Genomic DNA, 15501 nt, shown 5'->3' with positions numbered 1-15501 from the left:
GTCCCCTCCTCAATACAGCGTATCCGGCAACCGGAACTGGCTGAACAGTCCGCCAGCAAACGGGTTGTCTTCCGTATCGGTGTGGATACGGTAGGTCATAGTGCCGCCGTCCACACTGAAGCGGGCGGTAAAGGTGCCGTTCTGTACGCTGGTCAGTTGCCCTGCGCCAAACAGGCGGAACTGCGCCCACGGACCGCTGAAGGCAATACTTCGCGGCGAGGAGTTTCCCCCCGCGCCCACCAGCGTCAGCTTGCTCTCATTGCCTTCACGCATGTTGTTCGGCCACACCAGATGCGCCGTGTAGTTGCGTCCCTGAGCGTAATCCACCAGTTGTCCATCAAGGTTCAGCACACTGCGACGCTTGTTGCCTGACAGCGCTACCGTTTCCACCGCAAACTGCGCCCCCAGTCCGTTCTGCGGGCTGAAGAAAATATCGCGGATTTTCTGTGCGGTATCTAACTGGCCAAGGACATCCTCACGGATCACCACATTGTCCTCCCCATTAAGCCCTTGGCTGTTCTCCACAAACAGTTTCAGGTTCTGCTGGTAAAATGCGTCCAGCACGCCGCCCGGTTTAAAGAAGCGTTCAAACGCATCCAGCGAGGCATCCTCTTTCGACCGGGGATCAAACGGGTATTTATCCGCAAGCTGGGTGTTAAAGGTTTTCACCACGCTATCGCGCCAGTCCAGCTCCATATAGCGAACCGCCTCAATCATCACCACATGCCACGCCTGATCCGCCAGTTTGTCCACCCATCGATTAAGCGGCGCAGGCAGCGTTTTCGCCATCTGCCGGGTGGCGAAAATCGGATCGCTGCTGTTCTGATCCAGTCGGAGTTGTACTGCCTTCAGGGCCGATTTTCCCGGTACCGGTGCGTTCTGTACCGCCAGCAGGTAACGGTGCAATTCTGTCAGTTGCTGATAGACCACCTGCAACGTGCTGCCCTTATCCTTCTGCTCTTCCAGCGTGCTGTTTTCCGGGGCGAATTCATGCCCCAGACGGTTCAGCAAATGCCAGTCCGGCTCGGTCTTCGCCTGCGCACGTTCGTTGTCACTCAGTTTTTCAGACAGGATGGGAGGTCGGGTATTGTCACGCAGCGCCGTCAGTATCCGCTGAAGGGGCTGATCGCCGCTGATAATCTGCTCCAGCGCGCCGGTCAGCGCGGCCAGCGAGTCATAGCCTCGGATATTCAGGTTATCCATACCCGTCCGCCAGGTGGCGGTGTAATCACTGATATACTGCTCGGTAAGCTGGCGCTGGATTTCCGTCCGGTCAGCATCGCTGTAGGTGACATTGTGCGTCAGAGCCAGCACCCAGGAATCCATTGCCGTCAGCTTCACCAGCTCATCACGCTGCTTCACAAAATAGCTCTGCAGGCCATAGCGGGTGAGAAACTGCGGAATGATCAGCTTATTATTGTCAGTTGCAATAAACGTCTGATCAAATGCTGGCCCCGTCTGATCGCGCAGGCTGAGATCGGCGGGCAGTACGCCCAGCGCCCGTGTTTTCAGACTCTGGTACACCCGCTGATAAACCGGCAGCCTGCTCAGTTCTTTCTGCGCAGCGGCGACGGTTTTATCGTAAGGCGTCCACAGGCTGATGGCATCGGCGTCGCCCTGCAGACGCTGAGCATACCAGTCGGTATGCGCCAGCGCATAGTCGAGATGGGACATCAACTGCGCCTGAACATCACGCTGACCATGAAACTGTTCACTCCAGCGTTTCGCCATAAACTGTTTCACCACGGCATCATTACGCCCGCTTTTATCTTCCAGCATACGGATGACGCGCAATACGGCGAGCTTTTCCTCGCTTTCCGGCGGCGCGTTGTTCATCTGTTTCACCAGACCGTTCAGCAGGGCCGGAAGGTAACGTTGTTCCAGCAGATGCAAGTAAGTCTGCTCAACGTAGGGGCCCACCCGCGTCCCCTGATAGAGCCCCATATCGGCCAGCCAGCTTCTGTCGCCCCAGTCACCGTAGGCCAGCGTGGCATCACGCACCGGATTCAGCAGCGGCAGTTGCAGGTAACCGCTTTCATCAGTTCCCTGCGGCGGCGGCACGTCCATAAAAGATTTAGCCTGCGCCAGCACCGTCTGTCCTGCACGGTAGTTTTCGTTATACCCGTGATGCCAGCCCCAGATAAGCAGCCCCACCACCACCGCACCGCATCCAGCAAAGAGACTCATCCGGCGGCGGGAACGGGCCAGCCACAGGCGATTCTCCCCGGCAAGATTCGGCTCGGCCAGCAGTACCTCCGGAAACAATATGCGGGTGAAGTACGGCGTGGTGTCCACCAGCGGCCAGGCCGACAGAGAGCCATGCTCCAGCCCGTACTGGCGGGCGGCGGACTGAGTAAAGATGTCATCCATCTGGCCGCGTTGCAGCGAAGAGGTCAGATACACGCCGCGCAGGTAGATATCCTGGTGCTCGCCATCCAGCAACGCATCCAGCAGACGGGCAATATTCTCCCCGGCCCCCAGCATCTGGCGGCAGAAACTGAATGCCGCGCTGCGCGCCACCGGGCTGGACTGGGCAAGCATCTGGTCAGCCAGCGCCCGGTTCATCTGCTGCCCCCATGTCTGCCAGAAGACGTCCAGCTCGCTGTGCCAGGCATCGCTTTCATGGGCGTTGCCGGTAAAGGTGACACCCAGGACACTATCGCGCCCGTTCCGGTCCAGGGCACGGAACCACGCGGCAAATCCGATAAGCAGATCCAGCTTGGTCAGCACGATATAGACCGGCAGACGGGCATGCAGCGACTGGCGTGTCTCCTGCAACTGGCCGCGCAACGTCTGTATCAGTTGCTCGTGACGGCGTTTGTCTGCGGTCAGCAAATCCGGCAGATCCAGCGTCAGGATCAGGCCGTTAAGGGGCTGGCGCGTGCGTTTTTGCAGCAGCCATCCCAGCCAGTGTTCGCGCAGGCGACGGTGTAGCAGATTGCCGTCATCTGGATCCGCCAGCATGCCATCGGTATCGAAAACCACTGCCTGTCTGCCCACATACGGCGTGATATATACCTGCTGATCGGTTCCCCGGCTGGCGTCCGGCGTATAGATCACATCAGCCGGAAACCCTTCGCGCAGAAGTGTTGTTTTACCGCTGCCCGCAGGTCCCGTGACCAGATACCACGGCAGTTGCCACAGGTAGTGTCGGCTGTCCAGATGCCGTTGCAACCGCAATAGCCAGTGGTCGAGGCAACGCTGCTGGAAGTTAACGGCCACAGAAAGCGGATCCTGCTCTTCCTGACGCTGCTGCTTCTGCTGCTTCTCAATCAATTGCAGGTGTTTCACCACTCTGACGGTCAGCCAGATAAGCGCCAGCAGCACCCAGATAGCTGTTGCCAGCCAGCGATTCGCCAGCGGTTTCAGCCAGTATGTCTCGTAAAACCGCCATGCAGGGCCCTTCCACCAGATCCAGACCAGCAGCACAATCCACACCAGTGCCAGCAGCCAGGCTACGGACACTTTGAACCTGGGCATCGCGGGTCTGAGCATGGACGCCAGCCCGCTGAAAAGTGGGGGAATACGGGGAGTCGGTATTCTGAACACAAAACGCTCCTGTCTTTTTAGCTCGCCGTTTCCGTCGCGAGTTTCGTTTCCAGCTCTTCCAGCAATGCCGGTTCCCAGTCGGACAGCATCGTATGCAGTCCGGTTTTAAGCAGTATCCGGTAATGGTGCCGGGCAATCTTTGCCATGCCGGATGCTTCCAGCAGTTGCGCCGTCAGGTACTGGCAATAGAATCGCGCGCGTGGCGTGTCGCCGGGCTGCGTTTCAAGCAGCGCCAGCGCAGCCTGAAGCCCCTGCTCCTGATAGTATTGCCAGACCTGCTGTGTCATATCATCCGTGACAACCGTAGCGGCGGCAGGCTTCTGCGGCTCATCCGCCAGCCACTGGCGGGTGGCCTCATTGATAAAGGGCGAACGATCGTTAAAACGCAACGTATCCAGGTGCGGAAGCCGGGTTACAAAACGACGTACCTCATCGCGCACCGCCTGCGCCACATCATCGTGACCCAGTTGCCGCGCAACCTGTGCAGAAAGATAGTGACCATCCAGCCAGTACGGAGCCAACAGCAGGCTTTTCTCCACCTGCTGCCAGAGCGTCATATCCGCACGGGCAAGACGTGCCTGATAGTCGGCGACCATATCGGCAGAGACCGCCGCCAGCGGAGTACGCCCGTCGCTCTCCGCCTGCGGGGAGGAGGTAATGTTTTGCCACAGGGCATGACGGCGCAGGCGGTATCCCTGTGGCGATGCAGGCTGGCGTTCGCAGAGAATAGCCGCCACTTTCAGCAGCGTGTCGCGCCAGGCTTTATCACCGTGATTATCGATACTCACCACCGGCGCGGGCATGGCCGGAACGTCAGTCTGGATACTGGCGCTGGTCGTATCCACATGCTGTGCCGGAGAGGCTGTCGCAGGTGAACGGTCACGAAACGCCCGCTGATACTGAGCAAACAGGTCATCGGTGGCGGAGGCCAGTTCCGGCATTCCGGACGCCTGCCAGCACTGCGCCAGTTTTGCCAGTTCCCCCAGCAGAGCATCACGCTGTTCCGGGGGGGATGTGGCAGCAAAACCGGCGACTCCGGGTTCAAAACGTTTCAGGATCTGGTCGGCAAAGCGCTTTTTATTCGCCGCATTCTGCGGCCAGGCGACGGTCCAGTAATGCGTGACGTACTGCGTCAGCATCCTGAGCGCAAGCAGATGATCACCCGCATGTTGCAGCGTGCGCAGCAGGTGCGACACCAGACGAAAATCCTTGCTCTCCGAGGCCAGAAGCTCCAGCCCCTGCCGCTGGAGTTCCGCAACATCAAGCTGCGCATGGCTCAGCGACCCCAGCCTGACAATTTCACCGTCGATATATTCCCACTTTGGATTTTCATCGCTGAGCTTGCTGGCCAGTTTCTCTTCCGACAGACCTTCCTGCAGATGCGACAGCCAGACGTCCTGGTTGTGTATATCCATATTTATTCCCCCGCCCAGTGGCAGGCTTCACGCAGCGGCGCGATGGTCTGCGCCAGTCCGTCAATGTTAAAGGTCAGCGTTCCGGCGGCGCTGTCGGTCCCGGTATCGAGAGCCAGCGTTTTTGCGCCAAAAAGCTGTTTAATCTCATCAATCCCCGCCAGCCCCCGGCTGGCTTCCAGCAGAAAGCCGTTCTCACGCACAAACCAGCGGGAACGGAACGCCCCGCCTTCTGTTTTCAGCGTGACCGGAATATCGCTTTCCTGCCGGGAATCGGTGAGCGCAACCTGCATCCGGGTGATATTGTCCACACAACTGAAAACCAGCACCGGGCGCGGCGGCAGGCTGCCGATAGCGGGCGTGGTGATAATGACCATCGGACGTTCGCCCTCCGTACGGGTGAGCAGCAGCCCGGTGGAGTTGTCCGTGCGTTGCTTTTCCTGTTCAAAGGCCCGCCTACGCGCCTCGCCGCCATAACGCGCTTTCACCAGCGCTCCGGCAAAACCGGTGTCGGATTCCGGTGACAGAATGCGGTCATAGCAGTCCAGACGTTCCAGCGCCGCAGGCTCTTTCCGGCAGAGGTTCATCGCATCCACTGTTGCCTGCGCATCCGCCATTTCACTGGCGTACAACGGTGAAACCGTCAGCCACAGAGGCAGCAGTAAACGGGCGAAGCGTCTCATACCGCACCGGCTTCTTCTGTCACAGCGTCGTCAATATCGGCAGTAAACGCGCCGTCCTGCACATCAAGCGAGATACGGACAATGGCGGTGTTCGCCGCCATTTTCTGTAACAGCAGCAGCGAGAGCGGCGGCAGCATGTCACCGTCGATAACCGACTCCAGCATTCGCGCCCCGTTTTCGGCACGGGTAACGCGCTGCATAATTTCATCGGTCACGCCCGGTGTAATCACCACCTCCGCGCCGAAACGGACACGCAGCACGTTATCCAGACGGGCGAGTTTTCCGGCGATAATGGTGGTCAGTGTATCCCTTGAGAGCGGCAGGTATGGCACCACCTCCATTCGCGCCAGCAAGGCCGGTTTAAAGAAATCCACCAGCACCGGATACAACGCATCGTGCATCGACTCCGGGTTGTCTGCCTGTTCCACAATCACCTGATAACCGAGGTTGGAGGTCAGGAAGAAAACGATGTTTTTGCAGTCAATCAGCCGTCCTTCGCCGTCGGCCATTTCGCCCTTGTCGAACGCCTGGTAGAACAGGTTGAGCACGTCAGGATGCGCTTTTTCCACTTCATCGAGCAGCACAACCGAATACGGTTTCTGGCGAATCGCTTCGGTCAGCACGCCGCCCTCGCCGTAGCCGACATAGCCCGGCGGTGAACCAATCAGGCGCGAAACGGTGTGTTTCTCCTGGAATTCGCTCATGTTGATGGTGGTGAGATACTGACGACCACCGTAGAGCAGCTCTGCCAGTTGCAGCACGGTTTCGGTTTTACCCACCCCGCTCGGCCCCGCCAGCAAAAATGCGCCGAGCGGACGCCCCGGACGACGCAGATCGGCCCGCGCCGTCAGCAGGTGTTTATGCAGGTGCTTAATTGCCAGATCCTGACCTTTAATCGTCTCCCCCAGCCACTGTGGCAGGTCGGTGATAACCGACATCTCATTCTGCGACAGGCGGTTGAGCGGTACGCCAGTCCATTCAGCGATAACGGCGGCAATCTGTTTCTTATCCACATGGGGGGATACCAGCAACTGCGTACGGTGCAGGGCATCCAGTTCAGTGCTCAGAGAAGCCAGCCGTTCCGCCGCTGCGGTTGTCTCTTCCGGTACGGTATCAGCCTGCGGCAGCAGATCGTCGTTTGCCGCATCGTCCTCATCCTGCTGCCCCTCTGCTTCCGTCAGCAATGCCTGACGCAGGGCGATAATCTCCTGTACCAACGTCTGCTGCTGATGCCACGCGGCATCCAGCGCCTGAAGCTCTGCCTGCGCCGCTTCATACTGCACGTAAACCTCGTCCCGTCGTCCGCCGTCCGTGCGCAGGCCAATCCGCATTTCCCGATCAAGCTGGTGGATTTCCGCGTCACACTGCTGGCATTGTGTGGTCAGCGCCGAAATCTGCTTTGGCGGCGAGGAAAGGTTGATTGCCACACGGGCGCAGGCGGTATCCAGCACGTCAATAGCCTTGTCAGGCAACTGACGCCCGGAGAGGTAGCGCGCGCTCAGTGTCGCCGCCGCCTGTAGCGCGTCGTCGTCAATCAGCACGCCGTGTGCCTGTTCATACACGGCCGACAGACCGCGCAGAATAATGGTGGCTTCGGCAGCATTGGGCTCGCTCACCTTCACCAACTGGAAGCGACGCGACAGGGCTGCATCTTTTTCGAAATACTTTTTGTACTCGCTCCAGGTGGTGGCGGCGATGGTTTTCAGCTCGCCACGCGCCAGCGCCGGTTTCAGCAGGTTGGAGATATCCAGCCCGCCCTGCTGATTACCTGCGCCGATCAGCGTATGCGCCTCATCGATAAACAGGATGATGGATGTTGGCGACTGAATGACTTCCGCCATCAACCCTTTAAAACGCTTCTCAAACTCGCCCTTAACGGAAGCACCCGCCTGCAACGCACCGAGATCCAGGGTCATGATATCGGTATTTTTCAGCTTGTCCGGCACCTGACCGGCAACGATACGCAGCGCCAGCCCCTCGATCAGCGCGCTCTTGCCGACGCCCGCCTCCCCCACCACCACCGGATTGTTCTTACGGCGACGGCAGAGGATATCGATCATCAGATCGATTTCATTATCCCGGCACAGCACCGGATCGAGCCTGCTGTTGCGGGCGTCTTCGGTCATGTTTTTTGCATAACGGGCAAGCAGACTCTCTTCTGAACGCACAGACATGGAGGCTGACTTATCCTCGTTCAGCATGACGGACTCCGCTGACTCCCGCGTCCAGTCGGAAAAATCCTGGCGTAACCGATCGCGGTTAATACCGGTCAGCAACCGGGCCGCAGCAGGCGGCACATATCGCGATGCCGCATGCAGCAACGCCAGCAGCAGAATACCACCGCGCAGCTCGCTGGACTGCATTTCCGCCGAGGCCAACAGCCAGCCGTCGCGCAGCCACTCAACCAGCAACGGCGAAAAAACCGGGTAACTGTCGGTATGGCGCATCGTGGCGTAATGCTCCACCGTCAGCGCCTGCCCCAGCTCTTCCACGCTAATCTCTGCTTTATCAATAATGACGCGCAGGTCGCTGCGCGGAATAGCCAGCATCTGTATCAATACATGGCTGACCGTAATTTCAGTGGACTGCTGGCTCATACAGGCCGTGGCGGCCATTTCCAGCGCCTGGCGGGAGAACGGGTTCAGCCGTTTTACCAGCGTGGAGAGTTCAATCTGAATCATGGGTGTCCTTACCTGGCAAGCAGCCGGTTTAACTGATGGAGAATATCCTGCGTCTGGCCGTCGAGGCGCAGCAGATAAAACATATACACCAGCGCCAGCACGACGATGCCGCACAGCAGAAGATGTCTGACAGTCAGGCGTTTTATCAGCCGGTAACGTCCACCCTGCGCTTCCTTATTCTGGTGGAGTAGCGGAAACGACGCGTCGCCACGCAGTGGATGCAGTACGTGATGCAGGCGACGGTATATCTGTTCAAACTCATCCTGTCCCTGCTGCGCCACCTTGTAGCGTCCGCGAAAGCCCAGCGAGAAGCAGAGGTATAAAAACTCCAGCAGATCCTGATAACGCCTTGGCTCACGCATCAGGCGCTCCAGCAGGATGAACACCTTCTCACCGCCCCAGGCTTCATTATGGAAATGGACCAGCAATGATTGTTTGATCCATTCGTTTTTGTTTGACCAGCCGTTGCCCAGTGCCGCTTCATCGATAAACGTACACAAGACATAACGAAATGACACAATCACGCCCGGCTCATAGCCCTGCTCCTGCAACAGTTGCTCCACCGCCTGCACATCCGTCACCACCTGCGCAAACAGGTGTTCCGGCATACTCTGGCTGTTCATACCCGACAGGCGCATCACCATCCCCAGCAACGGTGTGGCGGCGTCGATCATCGGGTTAAGGCTGTTACCGCGCAGTGCCAGACGGTACTGACGACCGGAGTCCGGTTCTGACGGAAGCACGAATTCGCTCATCGTCTTATCCTCTTATCGCCCACAGTTGCATATCGAGTTCCGGGAAAGTCCCGGAAATATGCATCGCCAGCGCTCCGGCTTTCACCACGTCCTGCCAGGCGGAACTGCCTTTTTCCAGCTCAAAGTAGACATAGCCGTCATGGTACGGCAGCTGGCGGGGGGCCGCCGGAAGTGCACGCAGCGGAATACCCGGCACCTGCACGCTGACCATATTGCGGATTTTGTCGGTAGCGGCGATTTTCGACTGCTGGGTAAACTGGAGGATTAGCTGGGCGTGCGGCATCCGGGCGCGAACCGCCAGCACAAAGACTCCGGACTGTAGCAGCCCCGGATCGTTGACCGTGGCCAGGTAAACACCCTCGGTAAAGATAAGCGGCAGGTTCTGCGCACGGGGTTGCAGCACAATATTGAGCGCCCGACGCAGTTCCGGGATCACCGTTTTAAAGGACTGCGTCAGATCCCGGTGATCGTAAGGTTCAACCACACAGGGCAGACGGCTGTTTTCGGTGAACGTCATCAGCTCGCCCAGCAGGCTGACCAGATCCAGATAAAAAATTTCCGGATGCAGGGTATGCAGGCGCGCCCGGTGCGAGAAGTGCATTTGCCAGCGGTTGAGCATCTGTAGCATCATAAACTCGGCCACATCCGCAATCCCGCTCTGCTCCGGCGAGCCAATACGTTTCGCCAGATCGGCGGCGCGGGTGGCGATCAGCCCCTGTACGTCACCGACAAAGCGGTTCAGTACAGGGCTGACACGCAGCGTCTGGCAGGTCGGGATAAATTCCTCATCCAGCACCAGTGCACCGCCAGATTGAAAACTGCGGATACGGCACAACGGCAGCACCATCATCGCACTGAGGTCTTCCGTACCGCTGACAATTTTCGGCACCAGCTGGCCCAGCGTCAGCGACTGCATATCACCATCATCACTGTGGACGTCACGCACATCGATCCGGGTTTCGCTGTAGCGCTCCGAACTCTGGCCCGCGCTGCGAATGCCCTGCACCTCGCTGATGTTATGGGTGGCCACCGGCAACGCCAGATAGATATCGTAGCTTTCCGGGGTGGTCAGTTCACCCGGCTGAAACGGCAGCGGCAGCAGATCCTGCTCGGGGATACGGAACACCGTACCGTCCGGCAGACAGCCTGCCGCCCGGTCAATCATCACTTTGCCCTGTGCCAGAAGTTCGGTATTCAGTGACAGCTCCGTAAATCCCCAGGCAAAGTCCCCCAGAGCGTCCAGCCGTTCGCGCAGCATCGCGTCGTTATGACGCTGTTGCTGCTGAAAGTGCTGCGGCAACGCAAACATCCCTTCCTGCCAGAGCACCCGGTTTTTCATTGTGGCCATCGTTATTTGTCCTCGGTCTTCATTTCAATACTATTCTGGCGTACATGCACCAGCAGACGGTAGTGATGCCCGGTCCCTTCCACCGGCACGATTTGCTTCCATTCGCTGGCCTGATCGTCGGAGAAATAGGCGACGATGCCAATAAACTGCGTTTTTGCATCCAGATTAACGTCGGGCAGCGTTTTGAGCGTGTCCGGCAGCAGGGTGAAATCCTGGTGATCGAGATAGTTTTTCCCCAGCGCTTCCGGCAGCGGCGTGGACGCCAGCAGATCGTAATCTGCCGCCTGAAATTTTGAGTCATCGGTCAGATACACCAGTTGCATATCAACCGGAGCAGGATCGCCCTCACCGTTCAGATTGCTATCCGGCTCGGTCAACAGCGTGAGGGTCACCGTGGAAGACTGCTGTTTCAGATCGCCGACCTGAATACCGGGATCGGCGATCACCTGGCCGATCTTTTTGGTCATGGTGCATCCACTTAACGCCAGCATCAGCATGACAAAAACGCGTCTCATGCTTCCGGTTCCCGCTGCTTCTCACGTAATACCCGGTCGTACACCTGGGCATAGACTTCGTTAAACAGCATGGCGAAACCCTGCTGCCTGTCCGACGCCAGTTCAGCGTAATAATGGCGGTACATGCCCCATGCTCCGGCATCATCCAGCTCGCGGCGCAGCTCATGGCTGCGGCGGTACTGAACAAAACGGCGTAGCAGACTCTGCGGCGAGAAGGCCTCAAGCATCACCCGCAGCGCTTCGGCAATCGCAGCCCGGTTGGCTTCTTCGTGGTGGCGGACGTTTCGCAGGCTTTCGCGAATGGCGGCAGGTGCCGCCAGATGCACCGGACTTTTACCTTCAGCGAACATCACCTCCAGCACGGCGGCATAGTCCAGATTCAGGCGCAGCGGGTTATCCTCCAGCGGGCGCAGGTGTTTGTCCGACAGACTGTTCTGGCTGTGCTGCAAATCCAGCAGCCCCTGAATCGCGGCCTGCAGGGCGCGTCCGCTCTCTTCCAGGAAAGCGTCGGCATCCTGCGAATTGTGCACGCTGAGCGAACTGCCCAGTCCGCGCAGCAGCGGCGTCACCGCCAGATGTTTCTGCGCCGTTTGCGCCGGAGTGAATTCGTCTTCATCATGCGGATCGGCATAAACCGGCGGCAGATCCATAAACGCCGTGTCGATCCCGCCGTTCGCCCGCAGATCGGAAAGCGGTACGGTTTGTTGCCCGTTAGCCAGGGATGAGACTGTCAGACTTTCACTTTGTAGTACCTGCAAAGGATCGGAGGAAAAACTGTTCACCACCGTGGACGTCAACTGATGACGCTGCTGCATCCCCGGATACTCCGGCTGGCCGTCAGTGGAGATCAACGCCTCCACCAGGCCATCACGCTGTGTCACAATACTTTCCGGCGTCGCCATCTGCTCGTCATAGCTGATACGTTTGCCCTCGTGCAGAAAGACTTTCAGCGCCAGCGCGCCGAGGCTGATTTCATCCCCCTGTCGCAGGCGTACCAGACCGGTATCCGTCGATACCGGCGCAAGGTTAATCATCAGTCCCGGCATCAGGCTGCGCAGGCAGAAAGCACCGTCGTACAGCACAATGGCACAGGCACGCCCGGCAACCGAGCCGACACGATCCTGCACCGACCAGTGGCACTCTTCGGCATGGCCTATCTCGCCACCGTCGCCGGAAAACAGGCATTTCGCCGCACGGCCGCTTTCCAGTTCATTACCGTTCATCACCTGTAAGGTCAGTGATAACGAGGGAGACTGCGATTTTTCCTCAGCCATTTGTTGCTCCATAAAATTATTCCCTGATGTGGAGAGTGACGGAAGGCGGTGTTTTCGGCTGCCCGATAAACGCAGTACGCCCGATACAGGAACAGGACCTGTCACCCAGCCGCATTCCCTGCGCCTGTTCCGGCGCCAGATCCAGGCGTAAGTCCCAGGCCAGCTGATCGCGCAGCAGGAACGAAATAAACATTTTCAGCGCCTGATGATGATCACCGTCCGGTAAAAACGACAGATAACGCGCCATCTCCAGACCGTTAATCCGCAGCAAAAATTTGCCGCTGCGATCCGGTACCCGAGCACCGAGGGTAAAATTGACGCCCAGGACGGAACGTCCGACGACATGCCCGGCAGTTCGTATTTTCAGATTACGCACCCCCACCCTGTTCTGCTCTGACGGCACGATCGCCACCTTACGCAGTTGCCAGCTCTCAATAGTGACATCCGGCAGTTCAAAACAGTGGGAAACCAAATTGCATACCACGTCCGGCGAACGACCCGGCGTCGCCAGAACCCCGGCATAGGCCAACATCTTGCTGTGGTTGATAGCGAGCCGGTCGCGCACGCTCTGGTTACCCAGTCCCACAAGGGAATACATGCGCTGTGAAAAGACATCCGTCCCGCCGTTGCGAAAACAGATGTAGTAGCGGTACTTACGCCAGGCGTGATAAGCAAATTGCGTCCAGCGGTGACTGAACAGATCAAGGAACGCTTTCAGACCTTCCTCGTTCTGTGCTGATTCCTGTGCCATCCGATCCAGGTAATAGCCCGGCAGCGGCGACTGGCTGCCGGAAAAACCGAGAAATTTTGAGGTCAGCATAAACTGCCCCTTGTCGCTGCGCATGAGTGACGTTAAATCGCTCCCCGGAAAAGCGATGCTGGCATCGGATTTAAACAGCACCACCTCATCTTCCGGCTCGTTGCGCAGAGAAGGTTCACTGCCCGGCTCACCGTAGCGACGGTGCAATGATTCCAGCAACACATAGAAATTGATGTCGCGCACATCTGCCGGAAACGTCACATCAGGGCGTGCTGGCCGGTACTCTTCCATTCCCAGACCTCCTGACTTTCCGTGTTGATAATTTTCAGGCAGTGAAACGAATTGATGCTGGCGTACAGAGCAAAAAATTGCGACAGCACTACCCCCAGCAAATAGATCTCGCCCTCACAGACAAACGGGATCGGGTTGATCCACAGCGTGGTAGCCAGTCCTCTTACCGGGACGCCCTTAAACAATCGATCCACCGGTTGAGTTTCCATCTTCTCAATGGCATCCAGCTTTTGCTGCGACAACCGGGCCTGCTGCGGATGATGGATCCCTGGCAGATCGAAGGTACGCAGGATCTGCACCAGCGCATCACGATCCAGCAGGGAGAGATAGTTCAGATTCATGCTGGAAATCAGCGACCAGTGCATATCGCCGTCTGTGACCGGATACAGCGGACGCGTCGGACGCGTGACGTTGCTGAAAGAAGCGACCGCCGGATTTTTACCCACCGCGATACAGATATCACCAGTATGCAGTTCTGTGGGGAGCATCCTGTTGGTGCAGACCAGTGAAGCGGTAACCACCTCACCTTCCAGCATAGACGGCTCAGGCAGCCGGCCATCGGAGTGAACAAAGGCGATGGAATGCTCAAGGCCGCGATGAAACAGGGACGTTCTTGTCCGGTGGTGCCAGTACACCACCTCACGCTGACGGCTGTACTCAATCTGGTGGTTAAAACTCTCAAACTCCGGCCAGAAACGGGTTTGGTTTCCTTTTCCAGATATATTCTCTGACTCTGTGATATGACCGGAAACAGATTTAACCCTGAAAATGTCATAGGCATCAGGGTGCTGATGACTGGCTTTTAATGGATACTGTGGCGTACTGCCGTCCGGTCTGACGGGTTCAGCATGGTGAACAAATAGGTTGACGGCAGGTGTACAGTAAAGCCGCAATGAACTCTGACGCAGCTTTATATCAACCGGCAACGGCTGATTAAAATGAAAACGTAATGTGAACGCGCCTGCCGGAAAATCTTCCGGTAACGGTGCCACATCCCGCAGATGGATGAAAAAGAAGCTTTCCGGGTAGCAAAAATACTCCTGAAGCACCCGATATCCATTGTGAACATTTTTAGGCCACGGCAACAACGCATCCTCACGCTCAAACCCGGCGGCATCCAACCACAACTCCGGTAACGGTATACAACACTCCCCCGCAACCAGTTCAGCATCCATCAGGTGTTCACTGAACCATAGATAGAGCTGATGACGGGTATAGTCATCGTCATTCCCCAGCCAGAACGTGAGTTTATTAAAATCCAAGGTTCGGGGAGAAACACCATCATCCACGAAAAAATCAATATCAATAGTGCCTTTTTTGAGAGTGCTGGTGTTACGCACATTGCGAAGTTGCAGCGGCTGCAACCATGTATCCCGTGCCAGAGTGAAATGGCAGGCAGGGGCAAAAGCACCTTCTCCGTTTGTTAATGCCCCTTTATGTACAGACGTGCCATGATTATTCTGACGGGTCGCCACCAGCTCATCACGGGAAACCTGAACCGGCGCTTTCAGATTGTTTTCCGGCTTATATTCGATGACCGTCATGGCCGGAACCGGGCGCAGATAGTTGGGCCACAACATCCGGATGATCCCATGGGTGAATTCCGGGAACTCGTCGTCCAGTTTCTGCCTGAGGCCACCAGACAGGAAAGCAAAGGCCTCCAGCAGACGCTCCACGTCCGGGTCGCCTTCTTTCTCAGACAAAAAACGGGCCAGATAAGGTTTATCCTCTGCCAGCAGTTTGCCCAGTTGACGCAGATAATCCAGTTCTTCCCGGTAGTAACGTTCTTCAAAAGCCATTCTGTCACTCCACCCGGTAGCGCTGGCGGTTATCCAGCAAAATGTCAAACGCCAGAACATCCCTGGCATCGTTGAAATTCACCTGCGCCACAATATGAAAACGTAATTCCTGCGGGGCATGAACATCCTGCATGTCCGCATCCACCGCCACATCAGCGAGCCGGGGTTCATAACGCAGAATGCAGTCACGGATCCCCCGGCCAATTTCCTGGCGAAAATCGCTGGAGATCAGTGCATCATCATTCAGGTCCGGAATACCCAGCTCTGGTGAGCCATAACAACTGCCGGAACGGGTATTCAGAACGTTTTCCAGGTTATGTCTGATGGACTGTAACAACCGTCCTGGCGACGGTGAGTAACATGACGACCCGGCCGCATTCCTCACCCGCTCAAACAAACTGCCCTGCATTCCAGTATCCCGTTCCGTCATGGTT

At 57.5% G+C, this 15501-nt stretch carries 11 protein-coding genes; all 11 read right to left on the bottom strand.

The genetic code is table 11. The features are described from left to right. Window positions 1-9: 9 nt before the first annotated feature. Genes tssM through tssE form a run of 11 tightly spaced genes read right to left on the bottom strand, consistent with a single transcriptional unit; the run spans window position 10 to window position 15497 of the window. Entirely contained in the window at window positions 10-3549 is a 3540-nt protein-coding gene (tssM, locus tag OGX84_RS21310) for a type VI secretion system membrane subunit TssM (protein ID WP_153257849.1), read from the bottom strand. A 17-nt stretch (window positions 3550-3566) separates the two neighbouring features. Beyond that, complete coding sequence (gene tssA / locus OGX84_RS21305; protein ID WP_502873620.1) at window positions 3567-4970, bottom strand: type VI secretion system protein TssA; 1404 nt, start codon at window positions 4968-4970, stop codon at window positions 3567-3569. After that, window positions 4967-5644, bottom strand: a complete 678-nt coding sequence (gene vasI / locus OGX84_RS21300; RefSeq protein WP_153257851.1) for a type VI secretion system-associated protein VasI — start codon at window positions 5642-5644, stop codon at window positions 4967-4969. Before vasI ends, tssA begins: the two co-directional genes overlap by 4 nt. After that, on the bottom strand, window positions 5641-8325 hold the full coding sequence (gene tssH / locus OGX84_RS21295) for a type VI secretion system ATPase TssH (RefSeq protein WP_286458373.1): 2685 nt from the start codon (window positions 8323-8325) through the stop codon (window positions 5641-5643). Before tssH ends, vasI begins: the two co-directional genes overlap by 4 nt. Before the next feature lie 8 nt (window positions 8326-8333). Continuing rightward, window positions 8334-9080 carry a type IVB secretion system protein IcmH/DotU gene (icmH, locus tag OGX84_RS21290; protein ID WP_286458372.1) on the bottom strand — a complete coding sequence of 249 codons (747 nt, stop codon included), beginning with the start codon at window positions 9078-9080 and terminating at the stop codon, window positions 8334-8336. A 4-nt stretch (window positions 9081-9084) separates the two neighbouring features. Further along, window positions 9085-10428 carry a type VI secretion system baseplate subunit TssK gene (gene tssK, locus OGX84_RS21285; protein WP_286458370.1) on the bottom strand — a complete coding sequence of 448 codons (1344 nt, stop codon included), beginning with the start codon at window positions 10426-10428 and terminating at the stop codon, window positions 9085-9087. A 2-nt stretch (window positions 10429-10430) separates the two neighbouring features. Next, complete coding sequence (gene tssJ / locus OGX84_RS21280) at window positions 10431-10943, bottom strand: type VI secretion system lipoprotein TssJ (protein ID WP_200073951.1); 513 nt, start codon at window positions 10941-10943, stop codon at window positions 10431-10433. Beyond that, window positions 10940-12217 (bottom strand): type VI secretion system-associated FHA domain protein TagH, encoded by a 1278-nt coding sequence (gene tagH / locus OGX84_RS21275; RefSeq protein WP_286458368.1) that lies wholly within the window; start codon window positions 12215-12217, stop codon window positions 10940-10942. The genes tssJ and tagH overlap by 4 nt, the downstream gene beginning before the upstream one ends. A gap of 16 nt (window positions 12218-12233) precedes the next feature. Next, window positions 12234-13268, bottom strand: a complete 1035-nt coding sequence (gene tssG, locus OGX84_RS21270; protein ID WP_153257853.1) for a type VI secretion system baseplate subunit TssG — start codon at window positions 13266-13268, stop codon at window positions 12234-12236. Continuing rightward, window positions 13235-15067, bottom strand: a complete 1833-nt coding sequence (tssF, locus tag OGX84_RS21265) for a type VI secretion system baseplate subunit TssF (RefSeq protein WP_153257854.1) — start codon at window positions 15065-15067, stop codon at window positions 13235-13237. Before tssF ends, tssG begins: the two co-directional genes overlap by 34 nt. Before the next feature lie 4 nt (window positions 15068-15071). Then, window positions 15072-15497 (bottom strand): type VI secretion system baseplate subunit TssE, encoded by a 426-nt coding sequence (gene tssE, locus OGX84_RS21260; RefSeq protein ID WP_153257855.1) that lies wholly within the window; start codon window positions 15495-15497, stop codon window positions 15072-15074. Window positions 15498-15501: the final 4 nt, after the last annotated feature.

Source organism: Citrobacter sp. CK202 (genome assembly GCF_030333225.1).
GTDB classification, from domain to species: domain Bacteria; phylum Pseudomonadota; class Gammaproteobacteria; order Enterobacterales; family Enterobacteriaceae; genus Citrobacter_B; species Citrobacter_B koseri.
This window is presented reverse-complemented; position numbering and strand designations above follow the sequence as displayed.